The organism is Pseudomonas kairouanensis, from assembly GCF_004682055.1.
Classification (GTDB): Bacteria; Pseudomonadota; Gammaproteobacteria; order Pseudomonadales; family Pseudomonadaceae; genus Aquipseudomonas; species Aquipseudomonas kairouanensis.
Window position 1 is genome coordinate 1 of the sequence record NZ_QUZU01000040.1, and the last position, 18,766, is coordinate 18,766.

An 18,766-nucleotide genomic window follows, 5' to 3' on the forward strand; every position below is an offset into this window, starting at 1 on the left:
CGAATGCGGTGTGTCAGTCAACTCATGTGCTGACTGACACACCGCATTCGCGAGCAAGCCCGCTCCCACATTGGGCCCTGCTGAGTTCAGTAAATCGGGTTAGAGGCCCAGCAGCGACAACATGATGAAGGTCGCAAACAACACAAAATGCGTCATCCCTTCGATCGCGTTCGTCTCGCCATCATTCAAGTTGATCGCACTCACAATCAACGTGATAAACACCATCACCGTCTGCACCGGCGTCATCGCCATCTGAAACGGCTGGCCCGTGTAGAGCGCCATGGCCTCCATCACCGGCACGGTCAGGATCACCGTCGATAACGACGCACCCAACGCAATGTTCACCACCGACTGCATGCGATTGGCCAGCGCCGCACGCAACGCGGTCAAAATCTCTGGCGCCGCCGAAATGGCCGCCACCACAATCGCCGTGATCACCGGCGGTGCGCCCGTGCCTTCCAGGCCCAGGTCCAAGGTCTTGGACATCACCTCGGCCAACGCGCCAATCACAATCACGCCAAACACCAGGGTGCCGATGGAAAACGCCAAGTTGATAGAGGGCGCGTCTTCCGACGGCTTCTTGCCGCGTTTCTCCGGGTAGCTATAGCTGAAGAAATAACTGTGAGGCCCCACCTGCATACGCAGAAACAAGGTGTAGAGCACCACCATCGCGCCAATGGTGAAGGCCGAGTAAATCTTCCAGTCAGCCTCAGGGATAAATTCCGGCACCACCATCGACACCCCCATGGCGGTGAGGATCATCACGCTGTAACTACGGGCCGAATCATCGTTGTAGGACTGTTCACCATGCTTGATGCCACCCATCAACGCAGCCAGGCCGAGGATGCCGTTGATATCGAGCATCACCGCCGAATAAATCGTGTCACGCACCAAAGTAGGTGATGGCTCGTTGCTCATCATGATCGCCAGAATCACCACCTCCACCAACACGGCGGCCAGGGTGAGGATCATGGTGCCGTAGGGGTCACCGACTTTTTCCGCCAACTGCTCGGCGTGGTGAGCCACGCGCATCGAGGCGATCACGATAAATACAATCAGCGCCACGCCACCGAGCAGCGCCACGCCTTGCCCGCTGTTGAGCATCCAGTGTTCCAACGGGTACGCGGCGATGGCGGCAAGCAGCGCCAGCAGCATGAACTTTTCTTGCTTGAGGGATGTGAGCATTCCGGGCCTTTTCGTACAACAAATCAGTCATTGATGGGGTACAGACTACGGCACGCTGCTAACGTTTCGTTACACCTTAGTTCACGCCGCCCTTGCGCGAATGCAACAAAAACGATCCTGCTGGTCAGGTTTTGCCGATTATTTCAGCCATGGCCTGTAGAATGCCGCCATTGCACCTGATGAGAATTTAGATATGTACGATTGGCTCAACGCCCTGCCCAAGGCTGAACTGCACCTGCACCTGGAGGGTTCGCTGGAGCCTGAGCTGCTGTTCGCCCTGGCCGAGCGCAACAAGATCGCGCTGCCGTGGAACGACGTCGAAACCCTGCGCAAGGCCTACGCCTTCAACAACCTGCAAGAGTTTCTCGACCTGTACTACAAGGGCGCCGATGTGCTGCGCACCTCCCAGGATTTCTACGACCTGACCTGGGCCTACCTGCTGCGCTGCAAAGAACAGAACGTGATCCACACCGAACCGTTCTTCGACCCGCAGACCCACACCGACCGTGGCATCCCGTTCGAAGTGGTGCTCAACGGCATTGCGGCGGCACTTAAAGATGGTGAGCAGCAGTTGGGCATCACCAGCGGCTTGATCCTCAGCTTCCTGCGCCACTTGAGCGAAGCCGAAGCCGAGAAGACCCTGGACCAGGCGCTGCCGTTTCGCGACGCGTTCGTGGCCGTGGGCCTGGACAGTTCGGAAATGGGTCACCCGCCGAGCAAGTTCCAGCGCGTGTTCGACCGTGCCCGCCACGAAGGCTTCCTTACCGTGGCCCACGCCGGCGAAGAAGGCCCGCCGGAGTACATCTGGGAAGCCATCGACCTGCTGAAAATCCAACGTATCGACCATGGCGTGCGCGCCATCGAAGACGAGCGTTTGATGCAACGCATCATCGACGAGCAGATCCCGTTGACTGTGTGCCCACTGTCCAACACCAAGCTCTGCGTGTTCGATGATATGGCCCAGCACAACATCCTCGACATGCTGGAGCGTGGCGTGAAGGTCACGGTGAACTCGGACGACCCGGCGTACTTCGGCGGTTATGTGACCGAAAACTTCCACGCGCTGCACACCGCACTGGGCATGACCCAGGACCAGGCCAAACGCCTGGCGCAGAACAGCCTGGATGCGCGGTTGGTAAAACCATAAGCCGCTGTCACTGGATGAGTGCAGGCTAAATGTGGGAGGGGGCTTGCTCCCGATGGCGGCGGGTCAGTCAGCTTATCGGTAGCTGGCCCAGTGCCGTCGGGAGCAAGCCCCCTCCCACATTGGATCTACATTGCCGATTAAATTTCGACCAACTCTTCCAGGGTCTTGCCCTTCGTCTCCACCCCAAACACCCACACCACCAAGGCCGCCACTGCAAAACACAGCGCGCCGAGGGCAAACACCCCACCCTGCCCGGTCATCGGAAACACAAGCCCCGTCACCAACGGCCCAAGCAATGAGCCGACCCGGCCGATCGCGGAAGCAAAACCGGACCCCGTCGCCCGCGCCGACGTGGGGTACAACTCAGGCGTGTAGGTATAAAGCACCGCCCACATGCCAAACAAAAAGAACTGCATCAACAACCCCGACGTGATCAGCAACCCCACGTTGCCGCCAAACACCGCGCTTTGCCCATACAGAAATGCCATCACCCCGCCGCCCAGCAGCGTTACCACGCACACCGGTTTACGCCCCCAACGCTCCACCAACCAGGCGGCCATCAGGAAACCGGGAATACCGCCCAGCGAAATGATCACCGTGTAGTACACCGATTGCGTCACGGCGAACCCCGACTGCTGCAACAGCGCGCTCAACCACGAGGTCAGCCCGTAAAAGCCGAGCAAGGCAAAAAACCACACACTCCAGATCATCATCGTGCGCTGGCGATACTGCGGCGACCACAGTTGCTGGAATGCCGAGAAGAATGTCCCCGGCGAGCTCTCTACCCGAGGGAGGCGGATCGGTTCCGGCAGGTCGGCACGGCCCAGCGAATCGCGGACTTTCTGCTCGATGCCCTGCAGCACTTTGTCTGCCGCCGCATGCCGCCCGGCCTGCTCCAGCCAGCGCGGTGACTCCGGGATGAAAAACCGGATCGCCAGTACGAACACCGCCGGCACAGCCAAGACCAGGAAGATGTCGCGCCAGCCAATCACCGGCAACAGGAAGTACGACAGCACGCCCGCCGCCACAAAGCCCAACGGCCAGAAACCATCCATCAAGGCGATGTAACGCCCGCGCCCCTTGGCCGGGATCAATTCCGAAAGCATCGACTGTGCAATCGGAAACTCCATGCCCATGCCGATCCCCAGCAGGATGCGAAACAGCGTCAAGGTCTCCACCGTTTGCGCGGTGGAACACAGGTAACTGGCGATACCCCACAGCACAATGCTCCACTGGAACACCGGCTTGCGGCCGAAGCGATCGGCGAGCATCCCGGACAGGGACGCGCCCACCACCATGCCAAAAAAACTCGAACTGGCCAGTAACCCGGCCTGGGCCGTACTCAAACCGAACTCGGTTTTGATCGAGCCCAGCAGGAAGGTCATCATCGCCAGGTCCATGGAGTCGAAGAAAAACGCCAAGGCAATGATGATAAAAATCACACGGTGATACCCACTGATGGGTAACCGTTCCAAGCGTTCCGCTGCGCTAAAGCCTTGCATACCCATGCCGCACCCCCCGTGTGAAGAATCCCCTGGGCGAGTGTGCGGCATCGTTTTGCTGGGCTATTGCTGGATGCGACCTGATTGAAACTCTGAACGACGCCAGCGCCGTCAGGACGGTTCGGACGCGGCCAATCGCGAGATTTCCACCTGGCCGATGTCGTGGACCACCAACGCCCGGGAGTCGCTGACCATACTGATCCAGTTCGACTGCAAAAAAAGTTGCAGCAACCCCGCGCCCAAAGCGCCGCCCAGGTGCGGGTACTGCTGGCTCCAATCGAAACAATCACACACCAGCGGTGTCGCCAATGCCTGGGTAAAAATTCCCACGCCGGCCAACTGCTGCGCGCCCTTGGCCGTAACCTCAGTGCGGTGTTCGTGGCGTTCAATCCACCCGCTTGCCAGCATCCGCTCGTACAATCGCGCAGCCAATTCGCCGCCAAGATGCCCATGGCACAAACGCGCGCGGCGCAATGACGGCGGTGCGGCCAGGGGCGACAGTACAACATTGGGCGCACGGCGCACGGCGCTGGCCACTGTGGTGCTGGCCAAGGCATCGATGGCGGCGCTGACGTCGGGCGCCGCGACGCGAAACAACCGTTGGCCGCGTCGGCCTTCGGTGCGCAACAAGCCACTGCAGGTCAACCGGGCCAGATGGGCATTGGCCGATGCCGACGAGAGCCCGGCGAGCCTGGCCAGGTCCTGCGACGACTTGGCCGAGCCATCCATCAAGGCCCAGAGCATAGCGGTGCGCTTGGGATCGGCCAACAAGCTGGCGATCTGACTGATGCACGGTGCTTCTTCCATCTATTCACTCCCTGTTAGATCACTTGTCTGCTGTGGTTGGCGACAAAGTATAGGAGCGCCAAGCGCGGGTTCCGCGCGGTCCTACAGCGCAGAGAGGGACAGCCATTGAGTGAAACGTCTGGTTGTAAGGGCGGCGATTAGCCAGCGTTCACGCGCTCCGGCAACTGTGCGGTCAACATCGCACAGCGGGACACGAGCATTTCCCGCAGCAGATTGATGGGTTTACTCAGTTGGGCGCGATGGGCACACAGCAGGTTGAGCGGCGTACGCTCGCCGCGCAGCTCCGGCAGGATCAGTTGCAAGCGGCCGGCCAGCACGTCGGTGCTCACATCCAGCCAGGACTTGTAGGCAATGCCCACGCCCGCCACCGCCCAACGGCGCACCACATCGGCGTCATCGCTGAAACGGTCGCCGCTGACCGTGAGGCTGACGTCGCGCTTGCCGTCGTGAAAACCCCAGTGGTCGTGGACGCGGCTGCCGAGCATGTACAGCAGGCAATTGTGCTGAGCCAGTTGTTCCAAGTGGCGCGGCTCGCCGTGGCGCGCAAGGTAGCTGGGCGCGGCGCACAGCACGCGCACGTTTTGCGGCGCGACCGGCAGCGCAATCAGGCTGGAGTCCTCGGGTTCGCCGTAGCGCAGGGCGATGTCCACCGGCTGGCGAAACAGGTCGGCAATACGGTCACCCAGCAGCAGGCGCACCGAGAGCTGCGGGTATTCACGCTGAAACTCGTCCAACCAGGGCAGCAGTTGGTTGCGGCCAAAGTCCGATGGGGCCGACAGTTGCAGCACGCCGCTGACGTGATCCTGGCCACTGGCCAATAGGCGACGGCCTTCATCCAACGAACTCAACGCGGCGCGGGCGTATTCCAGAAACCCCTCCCCTTCGGCGGTCAGGCGCAGGCTGCGGGTGGACCGCGCCAGCAAGCGCGTACCCAGTTGCTGCTCGATGCGCTTCAACGCCGCGCTGGCCACGGCGGGCGACAAGTCCATCACCCGCGCCGCCGCCGACAGGCTGCCCAGGTCGGCGGCGCGTACAAACAACTGCAAATCATCAAAACGCAGCATGCATAGGGGCTCATTATCAATATTTGGTTGAAACAGCCCTCTGTTTTAGCCGCTTTTATCTTCACGGGAAATAGCCAATCATCTGCCCATCCCGTTCATCACGTGTCTGGAGTTGAATATGTCCACAGCTTTTAACGTCATCGCCACGCTGATCGCCAAACCCGGCCAACAGGCCACCCTGGAAACCCTGCTGCGCGGCCTGCTGGAACCCACCCGCCTCGAACCGGGTTGCGAGCAGTACGACCTGCACCAGGACCTGCAACACCCCGAGACCTTCTACATGCTCGAACGCTGGAGCGACGACGACGCCCTGGCCGACCACGACCAGAGCGCGCATATCCAGAGCTTTCGCGCCAAGGCCGCCGATGTGATCGAACACTTCGAACTCAAGCGCCTGAAATTTCTTGCCTGATCACCGCCCTTTTTCCGGAGCCACCATGAAAGCCATTGCCTACTACACCTCCCTGCCGATCTCTGACCCAGAGGCCCTGCAAGACATCGAACTGCCCGCGCCGGTCGCCGGCCCACGCGACCTGCTGGTGGAAGTCAAAGCCATTTCGGTCAACCCTGTAGACACCAAGGTGCGCCAGAACGTCGCCCCGGAAAACGGCGCCGCCAAGGTGCTGGGCTGGGACGTTGCTGGTGTGGTCAAGGCGGTCGGCAGTGAAGTGAGCCTGTTCAAGGCCGGTGACAAAGTGTTCTACGCCGGCTCCCTGGTACGCCCAGGTGGCAACAGCGAACTGCACACCGTGGATGAGCGCATCGTCGGCCATATGCCCAAAAGCCTGGGCTTTGCCGAAGCCGCTGCACTGCCGCTGACCGCCATCACGGCGTGGGAGTTGCTGTTCGAACGCCTGCAAGTGCGTGAAGGTAAACAGGATGAAGGCCAAAGCCTGCTGATCGTCGGCGCCGCTGGTGGCGTGGGTTCGATCCTGACCCAACTGGCCCGCCAGCTCACCGCATTGAAAGTGATCGGCACTGCGTCGCGTCCGGAAACTCAGGAATGGGCCAAGGCCTTGGGCGCCGATCTGGTGATCGACCACAGTCAGCCACTGAGTGAAGCGCTGAAAACGGCGGGTCACCCACAGGTCACCCACGTCGCCAGCCTGACCCAGACCGATCATCACCTGGACCAATTGGTGGAAGCCCTGCAACCCCAAGGCAAACTGGCGCTGATCGACGACCCCAAGGCGCTGGACGTGAGCAAGCTCAAGCGCAAGAGCCTGTCGCTGCATTGGGAGTTCATGTACACCCGTTCGATGTTCGAGACGCCGGACATGATCGAGCAGCACAACCTGCTCAATCGCGTGGCCGAACTGATCGATGCCGGCATCCTTAAAACCACGGTGGGCGAGCACTTCGGTGTGATCAATGCGGCCAACCTGCGCCGTGCCCATGCGCTGCTGGAAAGCGGTAAGGCCAAGGGCAAGATCGTGCTGGAAGGGTTCTGAAAAACGCGAATGTGTGACGTCCGTTATTCACCTGGGTGATGGACGTCACCATTAGTCCGAAGGTTGATCTTTGTCATATTTGTGGGCGTATACGGGTTTATATTGGCCGCCTTTGCCGCGTTTCTTTTACGTAAGGAGGTCAGCAATGAAGATCCTGATAAAAGCGTTAGCAAAATCCCAGTGGGAAGTTCGGCTCGATAAAAAGGCCATCACTTTTCACACCGAGGCCGAGGCACGCGCCTTTGTCGACACCCTGCAAGCCCGTATTCAAGCCCCTCACCGCTTTCCTGTCAGCCAGCCGCACTCCGCCGCTGGCTGATCGGCTGCCTAGGCCTGCGCCTGCGCGGCCCGTGCCCGTTGCAGGCGCTGGGTCGACATCGCAATCGTCACCGCCAGTACACCGCACAGGCTGATGACCATGGCCATCGGCAGCGCGGTGCCATCGTGCAACACCCCCACCAACGAAGCCGCGCCCGCGGCCACGCCGAATTGAATGCAACCCAGCAACGCTGAAGCGCTACCGGCCCGCGCACCCTGCCCGCTCATGGCGCACGCCGAGGTATTGGGCAGGATGCAGCCCAGGCTGGCGATGCAGATAAACAGCGGCACCAGCAATGGCCACAATGCCTTGGTGTGCAACGCCGCTATGCCGAGCAACGTCACGGCCGCCAGCAGATAGACCCACACACTGCGCGACAACAAAAACGCCGGACCGCGCTTGGACAGCAACCGCGCATTGACCTGCGCCACCAGGATGAAGCCCGCCGCATTGGAGCCGAACAACCAACCGTAATGCTCGGCGGGCACGCCATACAGCTGGATAAACACGAACGGTGAACCGGCGATGTAGGCAAACATCCCCGCAATCGAAATGCCACCGGTGAGGGCATAACCGAGGTAGACCCGGTCCGACAACAGCGCACCGTAGCGACGCAACGAGCCAGACAACGGCTGGCGCGGCTGATGGGCCGGGAAGGTTTCCGGCAGGCCGACCGCTACAGCGATGGCCGCCATCACGCTGAACACCGTCAGCGCGAGGAAGATCGATTGCCACCCCCACAGCCCGACCATGACCCCACCGGCCAACGGTGCCAGGATCGGCGCCAGGCCAGTCACCAGCATCAGTTGGGAAAACACTTTGGCGGAGCCGACGGCATCACATTTGTCGCTGACGACGGCACGGGAAATCACCATGCCCGCGCAACCGCCCAGGGCCTGTACGAAGCGCGCACCGGTCAGCCACTCCAGGGACGGTGCATAGGCGCAGGCAAACGAAGCCAGGGTAAACAAGGTGACACCGCTGAGCAGCGGCACGCGCCGGCCAAAGCGGTCCGCCAGCGGGCCGTAGATCAGTTGGCCGATGGCAAGGCCGGCGAAGTACACCGCCAGGGTCCGTTGGATATGTTTTTCATCCGTCGCAAACGCGACAGCCATGGCGGGGAAGCCCGGCAGGTAAAAATCGATCGCCAACGGCGCAAAGGCGCTCAAGGCACCCAGAATCAGAATAATGCGAAGGTTCATCAGGCACCCAAGTAGGACAGCAGCCCGACAGTCTAGCCGTGCTTGGGCGCCTTGAACATTAAGTTAGCTCGCTAACTATTAAAAATCAGACGACGGTGTAGCCTTCTTCACGGATCAGGTCGGCGATCACCTCGGGGCTCAGTTGGCTCTGCACGCTGACTTGCTTGGCGGCCAAGTCAACCTTCACTTCGGCCGCCGGATCCTGGTTGTGCACCGCCTGGGTCACGGCCCGAACGCAATGGCCACAGGTCATTCCTTCAACGCTGAATACTTGCATGAGATGACTCCTTTGATGAGGTGGGGGTAATGTCGACCTTGCCACGATGGCAAGGTCAAGTTCTGTATTGTTCGGCCGGGCTGGTATTCGAGGGCGTCGTCGGCCAAGCTTGACCCATCTTGGATATGAACCATGGAGCATTCGCCATGCGCTGGTCGTTTTTTGCCCTTGCGGGCCTGATGAGCTTGTCTGCCGCTGCGCCACAGGTCTTTGCCGCAGAAGACTACGCGGTGCTGATCATCTCCCGCGAACGCCTGGAAGTCCCCACCAACTGCGAGATCGGCCTGTACCTCAATGACCAGTTGGCCGGGCGGCTGTTTCAGGAACAAGCCACCTCGTTCAACCTGCCGGCGGGCAACCTGTCATTACGCTTGAAACTGCTGCCGGGCCAATCCCCAGGCTGCCTGCCGGGCATGCTGGCGCCGCCGGCGCAGAACATCACCCTCAAGGCCGGTGACGTGCGCAAATTGCGCATTGCCCAGGGGCCGGACGGCATGTACCTCAAGGCTGCCAAATTGGAATACTGAACAGGCTTGACCTTCCCCACAGGTCAAGGTTGATCCTAGGGGCAACTTCTTAAGGAGGACTGCCCCATGAATGGATCGACCACCTTTGACCTGCCCATCAGCGGCATGACCTGCGCCAGCTGTGCCGGCCGCGTGGAGCGTGCGCTGGGCAAGGTGCCGGGGGTGCACAGCGTCAGCGTCAACCTGGCCAACGAACGCGCCCATGTCGAAGTGTTAGGCCAAATCGACCCCAGCGTACTGATCGCCGCCGTCGACAAAGCCGGCTACACCGCCACCCTGCCCCAAAGCGAAACCGCCACCGACGCCAGCCAAGCCCAGCGCCTGCACCGCGAGCGCTGGTCGCTGCTGCTGGCCATCGGGCTGGCACTGCCGTTAGTGCTGCCGATGCTGGTGCAACCCTTTGGCCTGCACTGGATGCTGCCGGCCTGGGTGCAGTTCGCCCTGGCCACACCGGTGCAGTTCATCTTCGGTGCGCGCTTCTACCTAGCCGCCTGGAAAGCCGTACGTGCCGGTGCCGGCAATATGGACCTGCTGGTGGCCATCGGTACCAGCGCCGGTTACGGCCTGAGCCTGTATGAATGGCTCACCGCACACCCCGGCATGGCCCCGCACCTGTATTTCGAAGCCTCGGCGGTGGTGATCGCCCTGGTGCTGCTGGGCAAGTACCTGGAAAGCCGCGCCAAACGCCAGACCGCCAGCGCCATTCGCGCATTGGAAGCCTTGCGTCCGGAACGGGCGATTCGGGTTGTTGAAGGCCGTGAAGAAAACGTCGCCATCAATGCCTTGAAGCTCGGTGATCGGGTCTTGGTCAAGCCCGGCGAACGTTTCCCGGTGGACGGTGAAGTGATCGAAGGCCAAAGCCATGCCGACGAAGCCCTGATCAGCGGTGAAAGCCTGCCGGTGCCCAAACAGCCGGGGGACAAGGTGACCGGCGGCGCCATCAACGGCGAGGGTCGCCTGCTGGTGCGCACCACGGCGCTCGGCGCCGAAAGCGTACTGGCGCGGATTATTCGTTTGGTGGAAGACGCGCAGGCGGCCAAGGCGCCCATCCAAAAACTGGTGGATAAGGTCAGCCAGGTATTCGTCCCGGCGGTGTTGGTATTGGCGCTGCTCACCCTGGTGGGTTGGTGGCTGTACGGCGCAGCCCTGGAAACCGCCATCATCAACGCCGTCGCCGTCCTGGTTATTGCCTGCCCCTGCGCCCTGGGCCTGGCCACGCCCACCGCGATCATGGCCGGCACCGGCGTGGCCGCACGCTACGGCATCCTGATCAAGGACGCCGAAGCCCTGGAGCGCGCCCATGAAGTGAGCGCCGTGGTCTTTGACAAGACCGGCACCCTCACCTCCGGCACGCCGAAGATTGCCCATCAGGTGGCAGTGGATGGCAATGACGCCCTGCTGCTGCAACACGCCGGCGCGCTGCAACGGGGCAGCGAACACCCGTTGGCCAAGGCGGTGCTGGATGCGTGTCGCGAACAAGGGCTGACGGTAGCGGATGTGAGCGAAAGCCAGTCCCTGACCGGGCGCGGCATTGCCGGCAGCCTCGACGGGCGACCACTGGCCTTGGGCAACCGTCGCCTTCTGGAAGACAACGGCTTAAGCGCAGGCGATCTGGGAGCATCCGCCAAGGCATGGGAAGCCGAAGGCCGCACCTTATCCTGGTTGATCGAACAAGGCGCACAGCCGCGGGTACTGGGGTTGTTCGCGTTTGGCGACACCCTCAAGCCCGGCGCGCAGGAAGCCGTTGAACAGCTCAAGGCCCAGCACATCAGCAGCCACTTCCTCACCGGCGACAATCGCGGCAGTGCCCGCGTGGTTGCCCAAGCCCTGGGCATCGAGGATGTTCACGCCGAAGTCCTGCCCGCCGACAAAGCCGCCACCGTCGCCGAGTTGAAAAAAACCGGCGTGGTCGCCATGGTCGGCGACGGCATCAACGACGCCCCGGCCCTGGCGGCGGCAGACATTGGCATCGCCATGGGCGGCGGCACCGACGTGGCCATGCACGCTGCCGGTATCACCCTGATGCGCGGCGACCCGCGCCTGGTGCCGGCCGCCCTGGAGATCAGCCGCAAGACCTACGCAAAAATCCGCCAGAACCTGTTCTGGGCCTTTGTGTATAACTTGATCGGCATTCCCCTGGCGGCCTTCGGCCTGCTCAACCCGGTGCTGGCGGGCGCGGCGATGGCGCTGTCCAGCGTCAGTGTGGTGAGTAATGCCTTGCTGCTCAAAACCTGGAAACCCAAGGATCTGGAGGATCAACGCCCATGAACATCGGCCAAGCCGCCCGTCAAAGCGGGCTGAGCGCCAAGATGATTCGCTACTACGAGTCCATCGGACTGCTCAAAGCCGCCCACCGCACCGATAGCGGCTATCGCGTGTACGGCGCGGAGGATTTGCACACCCTGGCGTTTATCAAGCGTTCGCGGGATTTGGGGTTTTCATTGGAAGAGGTCGGCAAACTGCTGACCCTGTGGCAGGACCGACAACGGGCCAGCGCCGATGTAAAAGCCTTGGCGCGCCAGCATATCGATGAGTTGAATCAGAAGATCCTGGAACTGGGGCAATTGCGCGATACGTTGCAGGACCTGGTGGAGCACTGCCAGGGTGATCATCGGCCCGATTGTCCGATTCTCAAGGAGCTGGCGTCCGGGAGTTGCTGCGCCTGATGCAATCTATCTGAATACATGCAAAACCAAATGTGGGAGGGGGCTTGCTCCCTCCCACATTTTGATCTCCACCAACTTTAGATCTGAGCTGGCCTGAAGATCACTGCATCCACGGCGGCGGCGGTGGCTCATCCGGTACTTTGCTCTGCGGCGCATCATCCGCCGCCCGAATCGCCTGGCGACGCTCTTCGTCCAGCCGCGCCGCTTCGATCTCGCGGATCACGCCGCCTACGTCCGCCAACTCTTGCGGCTCATCGAACTCACCGGTCAACACACTGGCCGGGTGCAAGGTGCCGGCTTCGTACAGCGCCCACATTTCCTTGGCGTACTTGGTCTTCTTCAACTCCGGGGCAAAACGCCCGAAGTAGGAAGCCATGTTGCCCACATCCCGCTCCAGCATGCTGAACGCGTGGTTGTTGCCCGCCGCGTCAACCGCCTGGGGCAGGTCGATGATCACCGGGCCCGTCGGTGTGAGCAGTACGTTGAACTCGGACAAGTCACCGTGTACCAGGCCGGTACACAGCATCAGCACGATCTGGGAGATCAGGAAGGCGTGGTATTCACGCGCCTGGTCCGGCTCCAGTACCACGTCGTTCAAACGTGGCGCCGCATCGCCGTATTCGTCGGCCACCAGTTCCATCAGCAGCACGCCTTCGAGGAAGTCGAACGGCTGGGGCACGCGAACGCCCGCGCCGGCCAGGCGGAACAACGCCGCCACTTCAGCGTTCTGCCAGGCATCTTCGGTTTCTTTCTTGCCGAACTTGGAGCCCTTGGCCATGGCCCGGGCTTGGCGACTGTTACGGACCTTACGGCCTTCCTGGTATTCGGACGCCTGACGAAAACTTCGTTTGTTCGCCTCCTTGTAAACCTTGGCGCAACGCAATTCGTTGCCGCAGCGCACCACATAAACAGCTGCTTCTTTACCACTCATGAGTGGGCGCAGCACTTCGTCGACCAGACCGTCTTCGATCAGGGGTTCAATGCGTTTAGGAGTCTTCATCAGCTTTTATTGTGGGTCCTTTATTACCAAATACGCGTATGGCACTCGTTATACGGCAATCGGCTCGCCGGTGGGAGAGGCTACCGACCGTTGATCGCTTAAGAATGCATCCAATATGCCAGTTTCACCGCTCAATGATCGCCGTTACACCCTGCCCGCCCGCCGCGCAGATGGAAATCAGCCCGCGTCCCTTGCCCGCTGCATCCAGCAACTTGGCCAGGTTGGCGACGATACGCCCGCCCGTGGCGGCAAACGGATGCCCGGCAGCCAGGGAACTGCCCTTCACATTCAAGCGGCTGCGGTCAATGCTCCCCAGCGGTGCCTCCAGGCCCAGGCGTGTCTTGCAGTAGTCCGCATCCTCCCAGGCCTTGAGCGTGCACAACACTTGGGCTGCGAACGCTTCGTGGATCTCGTAGTAATCGAAGTCTTGCAGCGTCAGACCATTCCTTGCCAACAGGCGCGGCACCGCATACACCGGTGCCATCAGCAGGCCTTCGGCGCCGTTGACGAAATCCACCGCCGCCGCTTCGCCATCGCGCAGGTAGGCCAGGATCGGCAAGCCACGCTCTTTGGCCCACGCCTCACTGCCCAACAACACCAGCGACGCACCATCGGTGAGCGGCGTGGAGTTACCGGCCGTCAGCGTGCCCTTTTCGCTGCGCTCGAACGCGGGCTTGAGTGCGGCGAGTTTTTCCAGGGTCAGGTCTGGGCGCAGGTTGTTGTCGCGGGTCAGCCCCAGGAACGGCGTGAGCAAATCGTTGTGCCAGCCTTCGGCGTAGGCGGCCGCCATTTTCTGGTGGCTTTCCAGGGCCAACTGGTCCTGCTCGGCGCGAGGAATCTGCCAGGTTTGCGCCATGAGTTCGCAATGCTGGCCCATGGACAAGCCCGTGCGTGGCTCGCCATTGCGGGGCAGTTCCGGCTTGAGGTGATGGGGGCGAAGTTGTAACAGCAGTTTTAATTTATCCCCCAGGGATTTGCTGCGGTTGGCTTGCAGCAGGATCTTGCGCAACCCTTCATTGACGCCGATGGGCGCATCGGACGTGGTGTCCACCCCGCCAGCAACCCCGCATTCGATCTGGCCCAGGGCAATCTTGTTGGCCACCAGCAACGCCGCTTCCAGCCCGGTACCGCAGGCTTGTTGGATGTCATAGGCCGGGGTTTGCGGGGACAGGCGCGAACCGAGCACGCACTCGCGGGTCAGGTTGAAGTCGCGCGAATGCTTGAGCACCGCACCGGCGGCCACCTCGCCCAGGCGCAGGCCGTGCAGGTTGTAGCGTTCGATCAGGCCTTCGAGCGCCGCCGTCAGCATTGCCTGGTTGCTGGCCGTGGCATAGGGGCCATTGGAGCGGGCAAAAGGAATGCGGTTACCGCCAATGATCGCTACGCGGCGCAATTGAGTCATGGAAAGCTCCCTGTCGGTTGTGGGCTAGATAGCTGAGCCTAGCCTAGGCTGATCGAACGACTACCGCCCCGGGGTGGTCAACCCTTTGAACCCCAGCCTTCGGAGAGCGTTCCATGTCTGACCGTTATATCGACTTCGCCAACTCAAGCCTGGGCCATCGCCTGGTCGCCGCCATTGGCCTGCCGTCACCGGTACGCCTGGAACGCTGGCAAGCGGGGCGCCTGCGCCCGGTAGAGGGTGCGTTGCTATTGGGCGGCGGTGAATTGGCGGCCAAGGTCCAGGTATTTGCCCACAAATTGACCGACGCCACCTACACCTACGGCAATGACACCTCGACCTGGATTCCCGGCCACGGCCCCAAACTCAAGGCCGTGGTGTTCGACGCCAGCCACCTGCAGCACACCGACCAGCTCAAGCAATTGCGCGAGTTCTTCCAGCCGCTGCTGAAAAACCTGGATAACAGTGCGCACCTGGTGATCCTCGGCCGCGCGCCGGAAAGCCTCGGCGACCCGTTCGCTGCCAGCGCCCAGCGCACTCTTGAAGGTTTCAGCCGCTCCCTGGCCAAGGAGTTGCGCAACGGTGGCGTGCTGCAACTGTTGTATGTAGGCGACGGCGCTGAAGACCAGCTGGAAGGTGCGTTGCGTTTCTTCCTCTCGCCCAAAAGTGCCTATATCTCAGGCCAGGTCATTCGCCTCCAGGCCTGTGCCACGCCGGTGGAAGACTGGACGCGCCCCCTGGCCGGGCGCAAGGCGCTGGTCACGGGGGCCGCCCGTGGCATCGGTGCTTCCATCGCCGAAACCCTGGCCCGTGACGGCGCCGAGGTGATCCTGCTGGACGTGCCCCAGGCCAAGGCCGACCTTGAAGCCCTCGCCGCCCGCCTGGGCGCGCGCACCGTGGTGCTGGATATCTGCGCCGAAGACGCCGCCCGCCAATTGGTGGAGCACTTGCCCGAAGGGCTGGACATCCTGGTGCACAACGCCGGGATCACCCGCGACAAAACCCTGGCCAATATGACCCCGGAATACTGGGACGCTGTATTGGCCGTCAACCTGAATGCACCGCAGGTGTTGACCCAGGCACTGCTCGACAGCGGCACCCTGCACGACAACGCCCGCGTGGTGCTGCTGGCCTCCATCAGCGGTATCGCCGGCAACCGTGGGCAAACCAACTACGCCGCAAGCAAGGCCGGGTTGATTGGCCTTGCCCAAGCCTGGGCGCCCGTGCTCAAAGAGCGAGGCATCACTATCAACGCCGTGGCCCCCGGGTTTATCGAAACCCAGATGACCGCGCATATTCCGTTCGCCCTGCGTGAGGCCGGGCGCCGCATGAGTTCCCTCGGCCAGGGCGGCTTGCCCCAGGACGTCGCCGAAGCGGTGGCGTGGCTCGGCCAACCGGGCAGCGGTGCAGTCAGCGGGCAAGCGCTGCGGGTGTGTGGGCAAAGTCTTCTGGGAGCGTAACCATGCAATGGCAAACCTTAGGTGCACCTCCATCGTTGCTGGCGCTGTACTGGCGGGCGGCGCTCAAGCGCAAGATCAGTGGCAAGGCCTTGCCTGAGCAGGGTTTGCGCTGCCGAGTGCAGATCAACCTCAAGGAGGTGGCGGCATATCGCAAGGTCTGCGGGTTTGCCGACAGCCCGATCCTGCCGGCAACCTACCCGCATATCCTGGCGTTCGGGTTGCAAATGCAGTTGCTCACCGACAGCGCCTTCCCCTTTCCGCTGCTGGGGTTGATCCACCTGAGCAATCGCATCCGCATCCATCGACCGCTCGGTGGAGTGAGCGACCTGACCTTGGCGGTGCACGCACAGAACCTCAAGCCTCACCCCAAGGGCGCCACGTTCGACCTGATAACCACAGCCGAAGACTCCCTGGGCCTGCTGTGGGAAGCCGAGAGCCGCATGCTTTGCCGTGGGGTCAAGCTGGAAGGTGAAGCCACGGATGACGTGCAACCCACCCCCTCCCAGGTCAGCGAACTGACCCGCTGGCAAGCGCCCGCCGACATCGGCCGGCGTTACGCCAGGGTGTCCGGCGACTACAACCCGATCCACCTCAGCGCCCTCACCGCCAAGCTGTTCGGGTTCCCCCAGGCCATCGCCCACGGGCTGTGGAACAAGGCCCATACCCTCGCTGCCCTGGGCGAACACCTGCCGGCTGCCAATATCGAAATCGCCGTTGAGTTTCGTAAGCCGGTGCGCCTGCCCAGTGAAGTCCGGTTATTGGCCAGCGCCGCCGGCTCCAGTGGCGAGTTACGACTCACCGGCAGCGGCGATATTGAGCATATGGTAGGCAAGTGGCAGCCGATCGCCTGAAGTAAACTGATTAATTGTATATATACACCCTAAGTAATAGCGGCCAGTTTAAGGGCCGCTATTTTATTTAACCTACTGATTTAAAACACATATATATCTTGATACATCCACGCCTTATACCGTTGGCATTAGTCCTTAAGCCCCAGTAAGCCGCCAGTATATAAATCGTTAATACCAAGTTGAGAATGGTGAGAAACAGCGCCCGGGATTCTTATGACCTCACGGACAAACACATCACTGCCCCTAGAAACAGTGAGTGCTTGAAGACAACCCAGGTTGTACAGGTGCAAGGAATTCACATCATGAAAACTCAATTCGTGTTTTGGAAAGCAAGTAGCGCATTAGCCCTCGCAGTAGCCCTGGCCCTCAGCGGCGGCTGCAGCAGCGGCGGTGGCGGTCATCACAGCGGTGGCTCTTCCTCTTCCGCCGGCGGCGGCACCGGTGGCGGCACAGACCCTGGCACCGACCCAGGCACCACCACTACTCCCCTGGTCACCGCCACAGTGGTCGACACCGTCGGCGACACCGTGACCGGCCTGGGCGGCACCGTCAGCAGCCTGGGCACCACCCTGGGCAGCCTGCCCATCGTTGGCGCAACCGCAGGCGGCCTGGTGAATGCTACCGGCAACGCCGTGACCAGCATCGGCAGTGGCCTGTCGGACGGCCTGGGCTCCCTGGGCACCGACAGCAATGCGCTGGGCAAAACCGTCGCTGGCGTGGCCAACGGTGTTTCTGACCTGGGCGATGGCGTGACCGTCACCGGTTCGAACGTGGCCACCCTGCTCGGCCAAGTACCGGTGGTAGGCACCGCTGCACCGGCCGTGGGCCAAGTGGTCGGCAAAGTCGGCAATGTCGTCACCATGCTCGGCGACACCCTCAGCACCGCCAGCACCACCGGCCCGCTGGGTTCGGTTACCAATACCGTCGGCGCCAAAGTGTTGGTACCGGTTGTCTCCCTGGTGGAAAACACCACCGGCAAAGTCGGCACGGCAACCGGCCTGGACAGCCCTGTGGGCGGCCTGCTGCAAAAAGTCGGCGAAACTGTCGACGGCCTGGGCGATAAAGTGGCCAGCGCCGGTGGCGCCAACAACCCTGTAACCGGCGCAGTCGGTGATGTGCTCAACGGCGTAGGCACCGTGGTCGGCAAGGCCAGCGGTTATGTCGACCCATCGGCAGACGGCAGTGGCGGCAGTGGCGGCGATTCGGGTGGCAGCACCAGTCAACTGGGCCTGGCTGAACTGATCGGCGGCGTCATCGCCGGTGCCGGCAACGGCCTGGATGCCGGCAGCACCAACGGTGTGGTCAGTGCCACTGGCGCCACTGGCGGTAAAGCCGGCAGCACCGTGGCGTCCCTGGGCACTCTTCTGGGCGGCAGCGGCGTACCCAACACCGCAGCGGGCGCTCCGGTGGGCCAAGTGACCAGCACCCTTGGCAACGCCCTCAACCCTGTGACCAGCGGTGTCGCCAGCCTGACCCAAAACGTCGGCAATACCACGGGCCTTGGCGCTCCGGTCAACGGCCTGGTGACCCAGGTCGGCGGTGCCGTCAGCAACCTCGGCGGCGCCATCAGCGGCACCAATGCCAACCCGGTCACCAGCGCCCTGGGTGGCACCGTCACCGCAGTCGGCGGCACCGTTGCCTCCATCGGGGGCCTGGTCACCGGCGGTACCAGCACCGGAGGTGGCTTGCTCGGTGGCGGCCTGAACCTGGGGGGTAGCGCATCTGCCTCCGGCGGTGCAGGCGCTACCACCAACGGGGGTCTGTTGGGCGGTCTGCTCGGCGGCCTGAAAAAATAGAATTGCACCTGGCCGATTAGACGGCCTCACCTACAGCGCCTACGCTTGGTTGAGACGAGAGACCTCATAAGCCTCTCGTCTTTTTTATGGGCGTATGAAACGCCCAGCAAAAC

At 62.0% G+C, this 18,766-nt stretch carries 18 protein-coding genes; 10 read left to right on the forward strand and 8 right to left on the reverse strand.

The window, feature by feature from the left end:
* Nucleotides 1-99 precede the first annotated feature (99 nt).
* Nucleotides 100-1,185: a calcium:cation antiporter gene (locus DYL59_RS24595; protein WP_135291511.1), complete on the reverse strand. Its 1,086-nt coding sequence runs from the start codon at nucleotides 1,183-1,185 to the stop codon at nucleotides 100-102.
* 193 nt (nucleotides 1,186-1,378) lie between these two features.
* On the opposite strand from DYL59_RS24595, the gene DYL59_RS24600 reads away from it, so the two are divergent.
* Nucleotides 1,379-2,332: an adenosine deaminase gene (locus tag DYL59_RS24600; protein ID WP_021493192.1), complete on the forward strand. Its 954-nt coding sequence runs from the start codon at nucleotides 1,379-1,381 to the stop codon at nucleotides 2,330-2,332.
* Nucleotides 2,333-2,469: 137 nt separating this feature from the next.
* Here DYL59_RS24600 and DYL59_RS24605 read toward each other — a convergent pair whose 3' ends face one another.
* The 3 genes from DYL59_RS24605 to DYL59_RS24615 all read right to left on the reverse strand — a co-directional run bounded on the left by DYL59_RS24605 (nucleotide 2,470) and on the right by DYL59_RS24615 (nucleotide 5,705).
* Nucleotides 2,470-3,840 carry an MFS transporter gene (locus tag DYL59_RS24605; protein WP_135291512.1) on the reverse strand — a complete coding sequence of 457 codons (1,371 nt, stop codon included), beginning with the start codon at nucleotides 3,838-3,840 and terminating at the stop codon, nucleotides 2,470-2,472.
* 105 nt (nucleotides 3,841-3,945) lie between these two features.
* A complete protein-coding gene (locus DYL59_RS24610; protein WP_135291513.1) occupies nucleotides 3,946-4,641 on the reverse strand; it encodes an ArsR/SmtB family transcription factor in 696 nt (231 codons plus the stop codon).
* Nucleotides 4,642-4,778: 137 nt separating this feature from the next.
* A complete protein-coding gene (locus DYL59_RS24615) occupies nucleotides 4,779-5,705 on the reverse strand; it encodes a LysR family transcriptional regulator (RefSeq protein ID WP_135291514.1) in 927 nt (308 codons plus the stop codon).
* 118 nt (nucleotides 5,706-5,823) lie between these two features.
* Between DYL59_RS24615 and DYL59_RS24620 the strand changes: the two genes are divergently transcribed.
* The 3 genes from DYL59_RS24620 (at nucleotide 5,824) to DYL59_RS31445 (ending at nucleotide 7,475) form a co-directional block, all read left to right on the forward strand.
* Nucleotides 5,824-6,117 carry a putative quinol monooxygenase gene (locus tag DYL59_RS24620; protein ID WP_135291515.1) on the forward strand — a complete coding sequence of 98 codons (294 nt, stop codon included), beginning with the start codon at nucleotides 5,824-5,826 and terminating at the stop codon, nucleotides 6,115-6,117.
* Nucleotides 6,118-6,142: 25 nt separating this feature from the next.
* Nucleotides 6,143-7,156 carry a zinc-binding alcohol dehydrogenase family protein gene (locus tag DYL59_RS24625; RefSeq protein WP_135291516.1) on the forward strand — a complete coding sequence of 338 codons (1,014 nt, stop codon included), beginning with the start codon at nucleotides 6,143-6,145 and terminating at the stop codon, nucleotides 7,154-7,156.
* Nucleotides 7,157-7,301: 145 nt separating this feature from the next.
* The gene (locus DYL59_RS31445) at nucleotides 7,302-7,475 is read left to right on the forward strand and encodes a hypothetical protein (RefSeq protein WP_167496714.1); all 174 of its coding nucleotides are present in this window, start codon (nucleotides 7,302-7,304) and stop codon (nucleotides 7,473-7,475) included.
* 8 nt (nucleotides 7,476-7,483) lie between these two features.
* Here DYL59_RS31445 and DYL59_RS24630 read toward each other — a convergent pair whose 3' ends face one another.
* Nucleotides 7,484-8,677, reverse strand: coding sequence for a multidrug effflux MFS transporter (locus tag DYL59_RS24630; RefSeq protein ID WP_135291517.1), 1,194 nt, complete (start codon nucleotides 8,675-8,677; stop codon nucleotides 7,484-7,486).
* Between the two features lie 85 nt (nucleotides 8,678-8,762).
* Nucleotides 8,763-8,954, reverse strand: a complete 192-nt coding sequence (locus tag DYL59_RS24635; protein WP_135291518.1) for a heavy-metal-associated domain-containing protein — start codon at nucleotides 8,952-8,954, stop codon at nucleotides 8,763-8,765.
* A gap of 146 nt (nucleotides 8,955-9,100) precedes the next feature.
* On the opposite strand from DYL59_RS24635, the gene DYL59_RS24640 reads away from it, so the two are divergent.
* From DYL59_RS24640 to cueR, 3 genes are all read left to right on the forward strand, one after another.
* Nucleotides 9,101-9,481: a hypothetical protein gene (locus tag DYL59_RS24640; protein WP_135291519.1), complete on the forward strand. Its 381-nt coding sequence runs from the start codon at nucleotides 9,101-9,103 to the stop codon at nucleotides 9,479-9,481.
* A 66-nt stretch (nucleotides 9,482-9,547) separates the two neighbouring features.
* The gene (locus DYL59_RS24645) at nucleotides 9,548-11,749 is read left to right on the forward strand and encodes a heavy metal translocating P-type ATPase (protein ID WP_135291520.1); all 2,202 of its coding nucleotides are present in this window, start codon (nucleotides 9,548-9,550) and stop codon (nucleotides 11,747-11,749) included.
* Nucleotides 11,746-12,147, forward strand: a complete 402-nt coding sequence (cueR, locus tag DYL59_RS24650) for a Cu(I)-responsive transcriptional regulator (protein WP_135291521.1) — start codon at nucleotides 11,746-11,748, stop codon at nucleotides 12,145-12,147. Before DYL59_RS24645 ends, cueR begins: the two co-directional genes overlap by 4 nt.
* A 100-nt stretch (nucleotides 12,148-12,247) precedes the next feature.
* Here cueR and DYL59_RS24655 read toward each other — a convergent pair whose 3' ends face one another.
* A complete protein-coding gene (locus DYL59_RS24655) occupies nucleotides 12,248-13,147 on the reverse strand; it encodes a PA4780 family RIO1-like protein kinase (protein ID WP_135291522.1) in 900 nt (299 codons plus the stop codon).
* Between the two features lie 124 nt (nucleotides 13,148-13,271).
* A complete protein-coding gene (locus DYL59_RS24660) occupies nucleotides 13,272-14,549 on the reverse strand; it encodes an acetyl-CoA C-acetyltransferase (protein ID WP_135291523.1) in 1,278 nt (425 codons plus the stop codon).
* 113 nt (nucleotides 14,550-14,662) lie between these two features.
* Between DYL59_RS24660 and DYL59_RS24665 the strand changes: the two genes are divergently transcribed.
* The 3 genes from DYL59_RS24665 (at nucleotide 14,663) to DYL59_RS24675 (ending at nucleotide 18,653) form a co-directional block, all read left to right on the forward strand.
* Nucleotides 14,663-16,006, forward strand: coding sequence for a 3-oxoacyl-ACP reductase (locus DYL59_RS24665; protein ID WP_135291524.1), 1,344 nt, complete (start codon nucleotides 14,663-14,665; stop codon nucleotides 16,004-16,006).
* 2 nt (nucleotides 16,007-16,008) lie between these two features.
* Complete coding sequence (locus DYL59_RS24670) at nucleotides 16,009-16,857, forward strand: MaoC/PaaZ C-terminal domain-containing protein (protein WP_135291525.1); 849 nt, start codon at nucleotides 16,009-16,011, stop codon at nucleotides 16,855-16,857.
* 302 nt (nucleotides 16,858-17,159) lie between these two features.
* A complete protein-coding gene (locus DYL59_RS24675) occupies nucleotides 17,160-18,653 on the forward strand; it encodes a collagen-like triple helix repeat-containing protein (RefSeq protein ID WP_135291526.1) in 1,494 nt (497 codons plus the stop codon).
* Nucleotides 18,654-18,766: the final 113 nt, after the last annotated feature.

Bases quoted from the DNA above. Each gene is read 5' to 3' on its own strand.
- DYL59_RS24675 (WP_135291526.1), top strand. From the start codon at position 17,160: ATGAAAACTCAATTCGTGTTTTGGAAAGCAAGTAGCGCATTAGCCCTC.
- DYL59_RS24595 (WP_135291511.1), bottom strand. From the start codon at position 1,185: ATGCTCACATCCCTCAAGCAAGAAAAGTTCATGCTGCTGGCGCTGCTT.
- DYL59_RS24635 (WP_135291518.1), bottom strand. From the start codon at position 8,954: ATGCAAGTATTCAGCGTTGAAGGAATGACCTGTGGCCATTGCGTTCGG.
- DYL59_RS24670 (WP_135291525.1), top strand. From the start codon at position 16,009: ATGCAATGGCAAACCTTAGGTGCACCTCCATCGTTGCTGGCGCTGTAC.
- DYL59_RS24625 (WP_135291516.1), top strand. From the start codon at position 6,143: ATGAAAGCCATTGCCTACTACACCTCCCTGCCGATCTCTGACCCAGAG.
- DYL59_RS24630 (WP_135291517.1), bottom strand. From the start codon at position 8,677: ATGAACCTTCGCATTATTCTGATTCTGGGTGCCTTGAGCGCCTTTGCG.
- DYL59_RS24660 (WP_135291523.1), bottom strand. From the start codon at position 14,549: ATGACTCAATTGCGCCGCGTAGCGATCATTGGCGGTAACCGCATTCCT.
- DYL59_RS24615 (WP_135291514.1), bottom strand. From the start codon at position 5,705: ATGCTGCGTTTTGATGATTTGCAGTTGTTTGTACGCGCCGCCGACCTG.
- DYL59_RS24655 (WP_135291522.1), bottom strand. From the start codon at position 13,147: ATGAAGACTCCTAAACGCATTGAACCCCTGATCGAAGACGGTCTGGTC.
- DYL59_RS24640 (WP_135291519.1), top strand. From the start codon at position 9,101: ATGCGCTGGTCGTTTTTTGCCCTTGCGGGCCTGATGAGCTTGTCTGCC.
- DYL59_RS24610 (WP_135291513.1), bottom strand. From the start codon at position 4,641: ATGGAAGAAGCACCGTGCATCAGTCAGATCGCCAGCTTGTTGGCCGAT.
- DYL59_RS24620 (WP_135291515.1), top strand. From the start codon at position 5,824: ATGTCCACAGCTTTTAACGTCATCGCCACGCTGATCGCCAAACCCGGC.
- DYL59_RS24605 (WP_135291512.1), bottom strand. From the start codon at position 3,840: ATGGGTATGCAAGGCTTTAGCGCAGCGGAACGCTTGGAACGGTTACCC.
- cueR (WP_135291521.1), top strand. From the start codon at position 11,746: ATGAACATCGGCCAAGCCGCCCGTCAAAGCGGGCTGAGCGCCAAGATG.
- DYL59_RS24600 (WP_021493192.1), top strand. From the start codon at position 1,379: ATGTACGATTGGCTCAACGCCCTGCCCAAGGCTGAACTGCACCTGCAC.
- DYL59_RS31445 (WP_167496714.1), top strand. From the start codon at position 7,302: ATGAAGATCCTGATAAAAGCGTTAGCAAAATCCCAGTGGGAAGTTCGG.
- DYL59_RS24645 (WP_135291520.1), top strand. From the start codon at position 9,548: ATGAATGGATCGACCACCTTTGACCTGCCCATCAGCGGCATGACCTGC.
- DYL59_RS24665 (WP_135291524.1), top strand. From the start codon at position 14,663: ATGTCTGACCGTTATATCGACTTCGCCAACTCAAGCCTGGGCCATCGC.